This window comes from Hespellia stercorisuis DSM 15480 (genome assembly GCF_900142165.1).
GTDB classification, from domain to species: Bacteria; Bacillota; Clostridia; order Lachnospirales; family Lachnospiraceae; genus Hespellia; species Hespellia stercorisuis.
This window is the reverse complement of the sequence record NZ_FQZY01000005.1, coordinates 134,894-147,803: the sequence shown is the minus strand read 5'-3', so window position 1 is coordinate 147,803 and position 12,910 is coordinate 134,894. Positions and strand designations below refer to the sequence as shown.

Annotated in this window: 12 protein-coding genes; 11 read left to right on the top strand and 1 reads right to left on the bottom strand. The window is 47.4% G+C overall.

Annotated elements, in window-relative coordinates; translation table 11 throughout:
• The first annotated feature begins 14 nt into the window (after window positions 1-14).
• Complete coding sequence (gene gcvH / locus BUB85_RS00690) at window positions 15-395, top strand: glycine cleavage system protein GcvH (protein ID WP_073103756.1); 381 nt, start codon at window positions 15-17, stop codon at window positions 393-395.
• A 111-nt stretch (window positions 396-506) separates the two neighbouring features.
• Here the strand turns inward: gcvH and BUB85_RS00685 are convergent, their stop codons facing one another.
• A complete protein-coding gene (locus BUB85_RS00685) occupies window positions 507-2,243 on the bottom strand; it encodes an Rqc2 family fibronectin-binding protein (protein ID WP_073103752.1) in 1,737 nt (578 codons plus the stop codon).
• A 264-nt stretch (window positions 2,244-2,507) separates the two neighbouring features.
• On the opposite strand from BUB85_RS00685, the gene BUB85_RS00680 reads away from it, so the two are divergent.
• The 10 genes from BUB85_RS00680 to BUB85_RS00635 all read left to right on the top strand — a co-directional run bounded on the left by BUB85_RS00680 (window position 2,508) and on the right by BUB85_RS00635 (window position 12,781).
• On the top strand, window positions 2,508-3,386 hold the full coding sequence (locus BUB85_RS00680; RefSeq protein ID WP_073103887.1) for a YicC/YloC family endoribonuclease: 879 nt from the start codon (window positions 2,508-2,510) through the stop codon (window positions 3,384-3,386).
• Window positions 3,387-3,442: 56 nt separating this feature from the next.
• Window positions 3,443-4,075 (top strand): guanylate kinase, encoded by a 633-nt coding sequence (gene gmk, locus BUB85_RS00675; protein WP_073103749.1) that lies wholly within the window; start codon window positions 3,443-3,445, stop codon window positions 4,073-4,075.
• Between the two features lie 4 nt (window positions 4,076-4,079).
• Window positions 4,080-4,328: a DNA-directed RNA polymerase subunit omega gene (gene rpoZ / locus BUB85_RS00670; protein ID WP_073103745.1), complete on the top strand. Its 249-nt coding sequence runs from the start codon at window positions 4,080-4,082 to the stop codon at window positions 4,326-4,328.
• An 87-nt stretch (window positions 4,329-4,415) separates the two neighbouring features.
• Window positions 4,416-5,741 carry a 30S ribosomal protein S12 methylthiotransferase RimO gene (gene rimO / locus BUB85_RS00665; protein ID WP_073103741.1) on the top strand — a complete coding sequence of 442 codons (1,326 nt, stop codon included), beginning with the start codon at window positions 4,416-4,418 and terminating at the stop codon, window positions 5,739-5,741.
• Entirely contained in the window at window positions 5,738-6,283 is a 546-nt protein-coding gene (pgsA, locus tag BUB85_RS00660; protein ID WP_073103739.1) for a CDP-diacylglycerol--glycerol-3-phosphate 3-phosphatidyltransferase, read from the top strand. Before rimO ends, pgsA begins: the two co-directional genes overlap by 4 nt.
• Window position 6,284: 1 nt before the next feature.
• Entirely contained in the window at window positions 6,285-6,779 is a 495-nt protein-coding gene (locus BUB85_RS00655; RefSeq protein WP_073103737.1) for a CinA family protein, read from the top strand.
• 267 nt (window positions 6,780-7,046) lie between these two features.
• Window positions 7,047-7,739, top strand: coding sequence for an iron-sulfur cluster assembly scaffold protein (locus BUB85_RS00650; protein WP_073103735.1), 693 nt, complete (start codon window positions 7,047-7,049; stop codon window positions 7,737-7,739).
• A gap of 19 nt (window positions 7,740-7,758) precedes the next feature.
• Complete coding sequence (locus BUB85_RS00645) at window positions 7,759-8,769, top strand: GGGtGRT protein (RefSeq protein WP_073103731.1); 1,011 nt, start codon at window positions 7,759-7,761, stop codon at window positions 8,767-8,769.
• A gap of 338 nt (window positions 8,770-9,107) precedes the next feature.
• Window positions 9,108-11,279 carry a 1,3-beta-galactosyl-N-acetylhexosamine phosphorylase gene (gene gnpA / locus BUB85_RS00640; protein WP_073103885.1) on the top strand — a complete coding sequence of 724 codons (2,172 nt, stop codon included), beginning with the start codon at window positions 9,108-9,110 and terminating at the stop codon, window positions 11,277-11,279.
• Window positions 11,280-11,464: 185 nt separating this feature from the next.
• Window positions 11,465-12,781 carry an ABC transporter substrate-binding protein gene (locus tag BUB85_RS00635; protein ID WP_073103728.1) on the top strand — a complete coding sequence of 439 codons (1,317 nt, stop codon included), beginning with the start codon at window positions 11,465-11,467 and terminating at the stop codon, window positions 12,779-12,781.
• The last annotated feature ends 129 nt before the right edge of the window (window positions 12,782-12,910 follow it).

The following is a 12,910-nucleotide window of genomic DNA, read 5'->3' as shown; positions in this document are numbered from 1 at the left end:
AAGGAGGAGAAAAGGTGAACTATCCAGAAGAATTAAAGTATGCAAGATCCCACGAATGGATGAAGCTTTTAGATGACACAACCGCGTTGGTCGGTATTACGGAATTTGCGCAGGACGCACTGGGGGACATGGTATATGCCAATCTTCCGGATGTGGGGGATAAGGTCACGATAGGAGAGGCGTTCGCGGATGTGGAGTCGGTAAAAGCAGTGTATGACATCATCTCTCCGGTGAACGGAGTTGTTACAGCGGTGAACAAGCGTCTGCTGGAAGATCCGGAAACCATCAATGGCTGCCCTTATGATTCGTGGTTTGTGGAAATCGGGGAAATATCGGAGGTGTCGGATCTGCTGACTGCAGAGGAGTATCAGGTGCTGTGCGACGAGGATGCGTAAGCAGCGGAGCGAATTATGAATAGAGAACTTTCCAGTGAAAAAGCAGCAGAATAAAACCCCCGGGAGCTATTGATCAGCCCCCGGGGGTTATTGTTATATTCCGATGTCAGGTTATTCTGCCAGTGCAATTCCATCGATACTGCTGTCGATCATCATGGAATAGTTTGTATAATATACTACAAATCCAGGCTTTCCACCGCCAGGTTTCTTGACATGCTTTTTCTCTACATAGTCAATCTCCACCTTTTCACTTCCACAGCCCTTGGAATAATGGGCAGCGAGCCTTGCGGCCTCCTCAAAGGTGCGGTCCGGGAGTTCCTCTCCGCGGGTTTTCACGATGACGTGGGAGCCGGGCATCTGTTTGGCGTGGAACCACCAGTCTCCGCCGTCGGCGAAATGGAAGGTGAGCTCGTCATTCTGCAGGTTGTTTTTCCCGACATACATATGATATCCGTCGCTGGAAATATAGTGGAACGGTTTGCTCTTGATCTTTACTTTCTTTTTCATGAACTTGCGCCGCACATATCCGGCATCGGTCAGCTCCTCCTTGATCTGTGCGAGGTCGTCCTCACTCTGTGCAATATCGAGTGCCGTCGCTACGGATTCCAAATAGGAGATGTCGTCCGCGGTTTCCTGGATAAGCTGGGACAGCGCCTCATAAGTCCGTTTCAGCTTGTTGTATTTATCAAAATATTTTTTGGAATTGTCCAGGGGCGTCTTCGTGGAATCGAGAGGAATCGTAATCATCTTGTCTGTATAATAATTGAGTGCTTCAAGCTGCTTTGCACCCTTCTCCAGATTGTATCCGTAGGTGTTGATCAGCTCCCCGTATACCTTATACTTGTCGCGCTTTTCGGTATCCTTCAGCTGTCTGGCCTGCAGGTCGTATTTTTTGCGGGCACGCTCCAGGGCGGTCTGGACCACATGGCGCAGATCCGCAGATTTCTGTCGGATTCTTGTGATCGCATTCTTGGAAGAATAGTAGGTGGCAAGCACGGTGGAAATGGAATCATAAGGCTTGACTGTATATTGGCTGAAATGTGCCAGCGGGAGAGCGGAGAAGTCTTTCGGTTCCTTTCCGTCATAATAAATGACCGGTGAAAACCGGGAAGTCTTGACTGCTTCAAAATAAATAGTAAATTGCGTGTAGAGGTGCTGCAGGATATCCGGCGAGAGATCTTTGGGCGTGATGCCGGATTCGATGCCGGACAGATAGCAGATTTCCTCAGCTACAACCGGGCTGACACCGGTAAAGCTGGTGTAGAGCGCCTTCCCAAGGGGAAGAGGCTTCTGTGAGAGCACCGCGGTGAAATCCTCCAGAGTGACCGTCAGAGGATCCTGCTTGTTCATGGTATCCGGGATGAAGTAGGGCCTTCCCGGCAGGACCTCACGCACAGAACTCATCTGCGCGGAGACGTGTTTGATACTGTCGATGATCGTTCCATTGGCATCGCAGAAGATGATGTTGCTGTGCTTGCCCATGATCTCCACGATCAGTTCCTTCCGGCAGAGATCGCCCAGCTCATCCAGATGTTCAATCTCAAAATGAATGATCCGCTCCAGAGTGGGCTGGGTGATTTTGGTGATCCGACCGCTTCCGATGTGCTTGCGCAGAAGCATGCAGAAGTTCGGTGCGGTCATGGGACTTATTTTGTTTTCCGCTGTCAGATAGATCAGAGGAAGAGAAGCGCTGGCGGAGATCATCAGGCGCTTCTGACCATTCGGAGTCTTTATTGTGAGAAGAAGTTCATCCGTTTCCGGTTGTGCAATCTTTGCGATTCTTCCTTCTTTTAATTGTTCGTTCAGTTCCGCGGCAATACTTGCAACGGTAATTCCATCAAAAGCCATAATTGAGTTCCTTCTTTCTTAAAGTACGAAACAGTATGTCACTGCTCACCGTATGGGAATGTGCAGCAACAACAGTATAACATAGATGTTGGGAATGTTGCAATTCCTTGGTTGCCTTAAATCCGGTTAGGCGTTATAATGGAGCAAAGCCGTTAAAATCTGAACTTCGTTCGGATGAAGTTTACTCAGGCATCATTTTCTTCGGAGATGTTGCAAATAATGGTAAAAAGTTTAAAATATATATCGAGAACAGAGGACGACAATATGATAAAAAGTATGACCGGCTTCGGCCGTTGCGAAGTATCGCGTGAAGAAAAGAAATTTATCGTGGAGCTCAAAAGCGTAAATCACAGATATCTGGATGTGAATATCCGTATGCCGAAGAAACTAAATTTTTTTGAGGCTGCTATCCGAACCCTGCTGAAAAAATATGCGCACCGCGGCAAGGTTGATATTTTTATTACGTATGAGGACAGCGCGCAGGATCAGGGATCATTGAAGTATAACGAGGTGCTGGCAGGTGAGTATCTGAAGTATCTGCGGCAGATGGAGGAACAGTTTCATCTGGAGAACGATATCCGGGTGTCCACCCTTTCCCGCTATCCGGATGTGATTACCATGGAAGACCAGACGGTGGATGAAGAGGCACTGTGGAATGGCCTGAAAGAGGCACTGGAGGGGGCATTTACACAGTTTGTTGAGACCAGAACTGTGGAGGGTGAGAACCTGAAAAAAGACATCATCGGGAAACTGGATGGAATGCTGGAGGTTGTGGACTGCATCGAGACCCGTTCCCCGCAGATTGTCGCGGAGTATCGTGCAAAGCTGGAGGAGAAGGTGAAGGAGCTGCTGGGCGACACACAGGTCGACGAGGGAAGAATCGCCGCGGAGATCGTTATATTTGCGGATAAGATCTGCACGGATGAGGAGATTGTGAGACTGAGAAGTCACATTCACCACATGAAGAATACTCTGGATGAGAAAGAGGGCATCGGCCGAAAGCTTGACTTTATCGCACAGGAGATGAACCGTGAGGCCAATACAATTTTGTCCAAGGCCAACGATCTGGAGGTTTCCAACTACGCGATCAGCTTAAAGACTGAGATCGAGAAGGTGCGGGAGCAGATACAGAACATTGAATAGTCTCTGCTTGACAAAGCAGATAGAATGAAAAAAAGAAAACAGTAGAAGAGAGGGTAATCATGAAAAAGGGTATTCTGATTGTAGTATCCGGATTTTCCGGCTCCGGAAAAGGAACATTAATGCATGCGCTTCTTGAAAAGTACGATAATTATGCATTGTCAGTTTCGGCAACGACGAGGCAGCCACGTGCGGGAGAGGTGGAAGGAAAGCATTATTTTTTCAAGTCGCAGGAAGAATTTGAAAAAATGATTGCACAAGACGAATTAATAGAGTATGCTAGATATGTAAATCATTATTATGGTACACCGCGCGCTTATGTCGAAAAACAGTTAAATTCCGGCAAGGATGTGATTCTGGAGATCGAGATACAGGGCGCTCTTAAGGTGAAACAGAAGTTCCCGGAGACCCTGCTGCTGTTTGTGACTCCACCGGATGCGGCTACATTGGAGCGGCGTCTTGTAGGTCGTGGAACAGAGTCGGCGGAGGTCATCAAGTCCCGCATGCTGCGTGCAGCGGAAGAAGCGGACGGAATGGGTGCCTATGATTACCTGATCATCAATGATGATATTGAGAGATGCAGGGACGAGGTTCATCAGATTATTCAGAGCGAGCATTGCAGATGTATCCGCAACGGAGAATTTATGGGTCAGATTACTGCAGAACTAAAAGAGAATCTGAAAGGAGAATAAGAATATGTTACATCCATCATACAGTGACTTAATGAAAGTAGTCAATGCCGATGTGGAAGAGGGCGATACCAAAATCGTAAACAGCCGTTATTCCATTGTGCTGGCAACATCCAAGAGAGCGAGACAGCTGATTGACGGCGAGATGCCGTTAGTCAATACCGTGGAGGGCGAAAAACCTCTGTCGATCGCAATCGATGAGCTGAACAAGGGTAAAATCAAAATCATCGCAGAAGAAGAGACGGAAGAAGAATAAAAAAGAATCATAAAAAGCGAGAGGCAGGTGCCGAAAGGTATCTGCTTCTATGACTGTTTACGGACTATTTTGTTTATGGAGAAAAAGATGAATATATTATTTATTTCGCTCGGCTGTGATAAAAATCTGGTCGACACGGAAGTGATGCTTGGCATGCTGGCATCGAGAGGATACCAGATGATCGACGATGAGACGCAGGCGGACATTATTGTGATTAATACCTGCTGTTTTATCCACGATGCCAAGGAGGAGAGCATCCAGAATATTCTGGAGATGGCTGCGTATAAAAAAGAAGGCGTCCTGAAGGCGCTGATCGTGACCGGATGCATGGCGGAGCGCTACAAACAGGAGATCATCGATGAGATTCCTGAGGTGGACGCTGTGCTTGGAACCGCGTCATACGACAAGATACTGGAGGCGGTGGACGAGGCACTTGCAGGGCACACCTGCGTACAGATGGAGAGTTTGGATGCGCTGCCCCAGGTGGATACAAAGAGACTGGTGACGACGGGCGGGCATTTCGCATATCTTAAAATCGCGGAGGGGTGTGACAAGCACTGTACGTACTGCATTATCCCGAAGATTCGCGGTGATTTCCGTAGCGTTCCCATGGAGCGGCTGTTGTCGGAGGCCAGAGAGCTTGCCGAGGGAGGCGTGAGGGAGCTGATTCTGGTTGCCCAGGAGACGACGCTCTACGGGCAGGATATATATGGGGAGAAGCGGCTGCCGCAGCTTTTGGAGGAACTGTGCAAAATTGACGGACTCTATTGGATCCGTGTGCTGTACTGTTATCCGGAAGAAATTACGGACGAACTGATTCAGGTTATGAAAAAAGAGGACAAGATCTGCAAGTATCTGGATCTCCCGATTCAGCATGCCAGCGATGATATTCTGAAGAGAATGGGAAGAAGAACCTCCAAACAGGAGCTGATCGATATCATCGAAAAGCTCCGAAGAGAGATCCCGGAGATTTCACTGCGCACTACGCTGATTACGGGCTTTCCTGGGGAGACAAAAGAGCAGCACGAGGAATTGATGGCATTCGTGGATGAGATGGAATTTGATCGTCTGGGCGTATTCACGTATTCACCGGAGGAGGACACACCGGCGGCAGTGATGCCGGATCAGGTTGAGGAATCTGTGAAGGAGGACCGCCAGGCGGAGCTGATGGAGCTGCAGCAGGACATTGCATTTGACAAGGCGGAGGACATGATCGGCAGGGAGCTGCTCGTCATGATCGAAGGAAAGGTGGCGGACGAGAATGCCTATGTGGGCAGGACTTACCGGGACGCACCGAATGTGGACGGACTGATTTTCGTAAATACAGATGCAGAACTGATGTCCGGCGATTTCGCGAGAGTGAAGGTGACCGGAGCGTTGGATTATGATTTGATAGGAGGACTGGTAGAATGAATTTACCAAATAAACTGACAGTACTGAGGATTTTGATGATTCCCTTTTTTGTAGTATTTATGCTGATCCCGACTCTGGGCGGCGAAGCCAACAAATGGATTGCACTTGTGATTTTCTGTGTGGCGAGTCTGACGGATCTGCTGGACGGAAAGATTGCCAGAAAATATAATCTGGTTACCAATTTTGGAAAGTTCATGGACCCGCTTGCAGACAAACTGCTGGTATGTTCAGCGATGATCTGTCTGATCGATCTCGGAAGACTGGCTTCCTGGGTTGTCATCATCATTGTTGCCCGTGAGTTTATCATCAGCGGGTTCCGTTTGGTGGCTTCTGATAACGGAATCGTGATCGCCGCAAGCTACTGGGGCAAGTTTAAGACGGTATCTCAGATGGCCATGATCATTCTTTTGATCGCCGATCTGGGTGGTGTGTTTGATATCCTCGCTGCGGTTTTGGTGTGGGTGGCACTTGCGCTCACCGTGATTTCACTGGTGGATTATGTGGCGAAGAATGTACAGGTTCTGACGCAGGGAGGCATGTAGGATGTCTGGATTAGAAAAAAAGGGATACCTGCTTGAGGAGCGGATCGTGGAGGAACTCGCCAAAAGAGGATGGGCCATCACAACGGCGGAATCTTGTACCGGAGGACTGCTGTCCGGAACAATCGTCGATGTACCCGGGGCATCGGATGTTCTGAATGAAGCACATGTGACGTATTCCAATGAAGCGAAGGAAAGAGTTCTCGGTGTATCTCATGAGGTATTAAAGACATACGGAGCCGTCAGTTCACAGACGGCACAGCAGATGGCGGAAGGCGCGGCACATGCGGCGCATGCGGATGTGGCGCTGAGCACGACCGGAATCGCAGGACCGGGAGGCGGAACAGTGGACAAACCGGTTGGAATGGTTTATATCGGGTGTTATGTGAACGGCAGGGTGACGGACGTGGAATGTCATTTTACGGGAAACCGGAGTGAGATCCGCCACAGCGCAGTGAACAGGGCACTGGAGATTCTCTGGGAAGAGATGAACCGGTAAAAAAGTGAACCGGCAAAAGTAAATCAATAAAAAAAGAAGCAGACAGTATAGAGAAAACAGGAGAGCAGATCGAAAAGATCTGCTTTCTTGCGTGAAGTCTGTTCTCAAGTATCTCTTTAATATTTACAGAATGCGCGTCAATGTGCAAAAAGAGGTTCTTTTAGTTGACGAATGTTTGGTTTTGTGAGAAAATAAGTCGAATGTGGTGTTAAAGTATTATCAAGCATTACATAGAAGAAAACATACATATTTGAAAGGAGTCTTAACATGATTTATTCACATGAAGTAGAAATGATGTGTCCAGTTGCACAGGGCGTGAAACATGGCGCCGCTCCAATTCCTGAAGAAGGAAAATGGGTAAAATCAAAAGAAATCAAAGATATCAACGGATTTACACATGGTATCGGCTGGTGTGCACCTCAGCAGGGAGCATGTAAACTGACACTGAATGTAAAAGAAGGTATTATCCAGGAGGCATTGGTTGAAACAATCGGATGTTCTGGAATGACACATTCAGCAGCTATGTGTTCAGAGATTTTACCGGGACTTACATTATTAGAGGCACTTAACACAGACTTGGTTTGTGATGCTATCAATACAGCAATGAGAGAACTCTTCCTGCAGATCGTATACGGACGTACACAGAGTGCATTCTCTGAGAATGGTCTTGTAGTAGGAGCTGGTCTGGAAGACCTTGGAAAAGGACTTCGTTCACAGGTTGGTACAATGTACGGAACTCTTGCAAAGGGTCCTCGTTATCTTGAAATGGCTGAAGGTTATGTTACAGGTATCGCTTTGGATGCTGAGGGCATGATCATCGGATATCAGTTCATTAACTTCGGAAAATTCATGGACTTCATGAAAGCCGGAGACAAAGCTGAAGACGCACTTGAAAAATCTAAAGGTCAGTATGGTCGTGTTGCAGATGCAGTTAAGATTATTGACCCACGTAAAGAATAATAGAAGGAGGAAATAGATAATGGCTTTATTTGAATCATATGAAAGACGTGAAAAACAAATTTTGGAAACACTCAAAGGCTATGGCATTTCTTCCATCGAGGAATGTGCAGAGATTACAAAAGCAGCAGGTCTGGACGTATATCATCAGATCGAAGGCATTCAGCCAATCTGCTTTGAGAATGCAAAATGGGCTTACACAGTAGGCGCAGCAATCGCAATCAAAAAGGACTGCAGACGCGCAGCAGATGCAGCAGCAGCAATCGGAGAAGGCCTTCAGGCTTTCTGTATCCCGGGATCTGTAGCAGATCAGCGTAAAGTTGGTCTTGGACATGGTAACCTTGGTAAGATGTTACTGGAAGATGATACCAAATGTTTCGCATTCCTGGCTGGTCATGAGTCATTTGCAGCAGCAGAGGGCGCAATCGGTATCGCTGAGAAAGCAAACAAAGTTCGTAAAGAACCACTTCGTGTTATCCTGAACGGTCTTGGAAAAGATGCTGCACAGGTAATCGCACGTATCAACGGATTCACATATGTTGAGACAGAGATGGATTACTTTAAGGGTGAAGTAAAAGAAGTATTCAGAAAACCATATTCTGAGGGACTTCGTGCAAAGGTTAACTGCTACGGCGCTAACGACGTAACAGAAGGTGTTGCAATCATGCACAAAGAAGGCGTTGACGTTTCTATCACAGGTAACTCAACAAACCCGACAAGATTCCAGCATCCGGTTGCAGGTACATACAAAAAAGAATGTATCGAGCAGGGTAAGAAGTACTTCTCAGTAGCATCAGGCGGTGGTACAGGACGTACACTTCATCCGGATAACATGGCTGCAGGTCCTGCTTCTTATGGTATGACAGATACTATGGGACGTATGCACTCAGATGCACAGTTCGCAGGTTCTTCATCTGTTCCGGCTCACGTAGAGATGATGGGTCTGATCGGTGCAGGTAACAACCCGATGGTAGGTATGACTGTTGCAGTTGCAGTTTCTGTAGAGGAAGCAGCAAAGGACGGCAAGTTCTAGGACATAAAATCATATACAGATATAAAGGCAGGTTCCCAATGAGGAACCTGCCTTTTTTCACATAATAGAAAAGTATTTCGAATTTTCTATTATGTGAAAACTATCTGGGGGATGTGCGCTGCGTGCAGGATAAAAATGTTCACTGGTGTGACCGTACTTTGGACGAGAGTTTCGCTGGTTCGTCCGATTGTACAAATTAATGCATCGATTGTGAATTGCTAATTATGAAACAAGACTTTACACTGATTTTAAATGGACAGATATGAATGGAGTAACCGGAAACGTGGTTTTATGATTAAAATACAGATGTGGAGGAGAAAGTGATGAAAGAAAAAAGTATGGATCGGAAAAGAGGACGGGTAACTCTTCCGAGTGAGTCAAATTTTCTGGAGGAGACGAAGGAGATGCTGGATCGTCTTGGGGCAGATGCCCTCCGGGATAGTGACGGAACGAAGCTGGATGCGGCGACGAAGGCGTTGGATGCAAAGATCTATGAGACGTATTTTGTGTCCCGCGGGCACAATGAGTTTGCAAAAGAGCATATGGAGGAGTGCCAGCAGCTTTATCTGATGTCGAAGAGAGCGCTGGCGACGGCGGATCAGGTGGAACTCTCGTTTATGGATGGATATTATGACGAGCAGGTGGCACCGGATTATGTGCACGACGTAAAGCGTTGGTGGGAAGTGATTGACAGAACAGCGGATCAGGTGGTCCTGGCCGAGGACTGGGACGTGCGGCAGGAAGAAAATCAGGTGGTAGTGAGAAATGCAGTGCCGTTTCACGAATACACGGTGTCATTTCTGGTGTACGCTGTCTGGGATCCTACACAGATGTATAATCACATTACCAATGACTGGGGCGATGTACCGCACGACATTCCGTTTGATGTAAGGTATGCCAACTCGGATACGTTTGCAAAGGAGTATTTGAAGCAATGGCTGATCGACAATCCAAATGTAGATGTGGTGCGGTTTACGACTTTCTTTTATCATTTTACGCTGGTGTTCAACAGCGAGGCCAAGGAAAAGTTTGTGGACTGGTTTGGCTATGGCGCTACGGTGTCGGTGAAAGCACTGGAGGAGTTTGAGGCAGAGTACGGCTATGCGCTCCGTCCGGAAGACATCGTGGACAACGGATACTACAATTCCACGTTCAGAGTGCCGACGAAACCATATCTGGATTACATGGATTTCATCCAGCGGTTTGTGGCAGAAAAGGCAGCGGAGCTTGTGAAACTGGTGCATGATGCAGGGCGCGAGGCAATGATGTTTCTCGGCGACAACTGGATTGGTACAGAACCCTACGGACCGTATTTTGAGCAGATTGGTCTGGACGCGGTGGTGGGAAGTGTCGGCGGAAGTGTCGGCTGCGGCGTGACGCTCCGGCTGATTTCAGAGATTCCGCATGTGAAGTACACCGAAGGAAGATTCCTGCCCTACTTTTTCCCGACCGCGTTCTACGAGGGAAATGATCCGAGCATCGAGGCACAGGTAAACTGGCTCCGCTCGAGAAGAGCCATCATGAGAAAGCCGGTGGATCGGATCGGATATGGCGGATATCTGAGCCTGGCTTATAAATTCCCGAAATTTATCGATTACATTGCGGGCGTGGCGGATGAGTTTCGTCTGCTCTATGACAATATCGGCGGGAGCAGACCCTATGCAGGAATCCGGGTCGGAATCCTGAACTGCTGGGGAAAACTGCGGTCATGGCAGACCTTCATGGTCGCCCATGCACTGTGGTACAAACAGATCTACTCCTATCTGGGAGTTCTGGAGTGCTTAAGCGGCGCAGCGGTGGACGTCTCTTTTATCAGCTTTGAAGATCTGACGGAAGAAACATTGGACAGCCTGGATGTCATTATCAATGTGGGGGATGCAGAAACAGCATTTTCCGGTGGAAGAAGATGGGGCGAGGAGGAAATTGTCTCCGCAGTGAGAGCCTGGGTGTACAGCGGCGGTGGATTTGTCGGCATCGGGGAACCGAGTGCATATGAAAAAGGCGGAAGATTTTTCCAGCTGGCGGAAATCATGGGGGTGGACAAGGAACTGGGCTTCACACTGTCCACGGACAAATATTTTAAAACACAGATGGAGCAGCATTTCATCACAGAAGACAGAACAGAAGCGTTTGATTTCGGAGAGAGCATGAAAAATGTGTACGCCCTGGATCAGGACACAGAGATTATTGAGTATTCAGACAATGAGGTGCATATCGCAAGCCATGCCTATGGAAAAGGAAGAGGCGTCTATATCGCAGGCCTGCCATACAGCTTTGAGAACACGCGTCTGCTGATGCGGAGTCTCTACTATGCGGCTGGGAAAGAACAGGAGTGGGAGCGGTGGAACGTCACAAACATGTACTGTGAAGTCAATGTCTATCCGGAGAAAAACAAATATGCAATCCTCAACAACTCGGGGGAGGCACAAAAGACGTGGTTCTATGACGGAGACGGCGCGAAGGAAGAACTCACACTGAATGGAGGAGAGATTCTCTGGCGTGAAATGTAAGCATTCTTTTAATGAACTGAAACGCTGTGATGAACAAAATGTAAAAGAATTATGAATAAAAATGGAAAAAGTGAGCAGATTGTACAAAATAAGCGGCAAATAAGATAAATAAATTCATGCATGACGTGGTATAATGAATTTAACAAATCAATTGTGTGACAATTAAACACAAAAGGAGGAAAAGTATGAAAAAGAAAGTTTTAAGTGCACTTTTATGTGCAGCAATGGTGGGAACCATGCTGGCCGGATGTGGTGGCAGCGGAAACTCAGACAGTGGCTCAACAGCAGCAACAGCAGATTCCAAGGTATCTGATGACACTCTGGTTTACTGGTCTATGTGGGAGGCTACAGAGCCACAGGGAATCGCAATCAAGGAAGCGGTTGACGCTTACACCGAAGACACAGGTGTAAAAGTTGACGTTCAGTTCAAGGGCCGTACCGGACAGCGTGAAGGTCTGCAGGCAGCATTGGACGCAGGAACACACATCGACTTATTCGATGAAGATATCGATCGTGTAAATGGCTCATGGGGCGATTACACAATGGACCTGGAAGAATATGCGAAGGCTGCTGATTATGAGGCTACCGCAAATGCAGGTCTGATGCAGGCTTGTAGAGATGCAGCGAAGAAGGATGGCGAGGAAACCGGAACATTAAAGTCTATTCCTTACCAGCCAAACGTATTTGCATTCTTCTATAATAAAGATTTGTTTGAGCAGGCTGGAATCAAGGAAGAGCCAAAGACATGGGACGAGTTCCTTGCTGTATGCCAGAAATTAAAAGATGCCGGAATCACACCAATCACATGTGACGATGCATATGCAGATTGTATGATCGGATATCACATGGGAAGATTAGCAGGCGAAGATAAAGTAAAAGAAATCGTAAAAGATGGCAAGTGGGATGACCCGGTTGTACTTCAGATGGCTCAGGATTATCAGGCGTTAGCTGAAAAAGGATACTTCTCAGAGAACATCGGATCTAATGTATGGCCAGCAGGTCAGAACTCAGAACTGGCACTCGGTGAAGTTGCAATGTACTTAAATGGTTCATGGCTGCCAAACGAAGTTGCTGACACAGCAGGTGAGGATTTCAACTGGGGATGCTTCAGCTACCCTGCAGTAACAGAGGGCGCAACAGATACAGCTACAGGAATCGATGCAGCAAACTACGGCGCACAGGTATTTGCAATCAACAAAGATTCTAAATTAGGACAGGAAGCATTCGATCTGATCTGCAAGATCACAAAGGGTGAGTACGATGAGAAACTTGCGACAGAGTCCAATGGTATCCCTGCAGATACATCAAACACAGAGTGGCCGGAACTTGTACAGAGCGTAAAACCTGTAATGGAGAGTTGTGCAGTTCGCTATTCATGGGCAGTAGGTATCGAGAGCAACGACGATATGACACCGGTAATCAAAGAGAACTTCATCAAACTGATGGCTGGAACAATTGACGCACAGGGATTCGTAGATGCGATGACAGCAGCGAGCAAGTAAGTTAATAAGTAAAGATAGCAATATGCAATATAATATGGTGGCATCGTGATTAGGGCGCTGCCACCATATTTTTATAACAGGCGGAATCAGAAATAAGGATTGTCTGTCTGGCATAGGTAAGAGGAGGCT

Bases quoted from the DNA above. Each gene is read 5' to 3' on its own strand.
- BUB85_RS00685 (WP_073103752.1), bottom strand. From the start codon at position 2,243: ATGGCTTTTGATGGAATTACCGTTGCAAGTATTGCCGCGGAACTGAAC.
- BUB85_RS00680 (WP_073103887.1), top strand. From the start codon at position 2,508: ATGATAAAAAGTATGACCGGCTTCGGCCGTTGCGAAGTATCGCGTGAA.
- rpoZ (WP_073103745.1), top strand. From the start codon at position 4,080: ATGTTACATCCATCATACAGTGACTTAATGAAAGTAGTCAATGCCGAT.
- rimO (WP_073103741.1), top strand. From the start codon at position 4,416: ATGAATATATTATTTATTTCGCTCGGCTGTGATAAAAATCTGGTCGAC.
- pgsA (WP_073103739.1), top strand. From the start codon at position 5,738: ATGAATTTACCAAATAAACTGACAGTACTGAGGATTTTGATGATTCCC.
- BUB85_RS00655 (WP_073103737.1), top strand. From the start codon at position 6,285: ATGTCTGGATTAGAAAAAAAGGGATACCTGCTTGAGGAGCGGATCGTG.
- BUB85_RS00650 (WP_073103735.1), top strand. From the start codon at position 7,047: ATGATTTATTCACATGAAGTAGAAATGATGTGTCCAGTTGCACAGGGC.
- BUB85_RS00645 (WP_073103731.1), top strand. From the start codon at position 7,759: ATGGCTTTATTTGAATCATATGAAAGACGTGAAAAACAAATTTTGGAA.
- gnpA (WP_073103885.1), top strand. From the start codon at position 9,108: ATGGATCGGAAAAGAGGACGGGTAACTCTTCCGAGTGAGTCAAATTTT.
- BUB85_RS00635 (WP_073103728.1), top strand. From the start codon at position 11,465: ATGAAAAAGAAAGTTTTAAGTGCACTTTTATGTGCAGCAATGGTGGGA.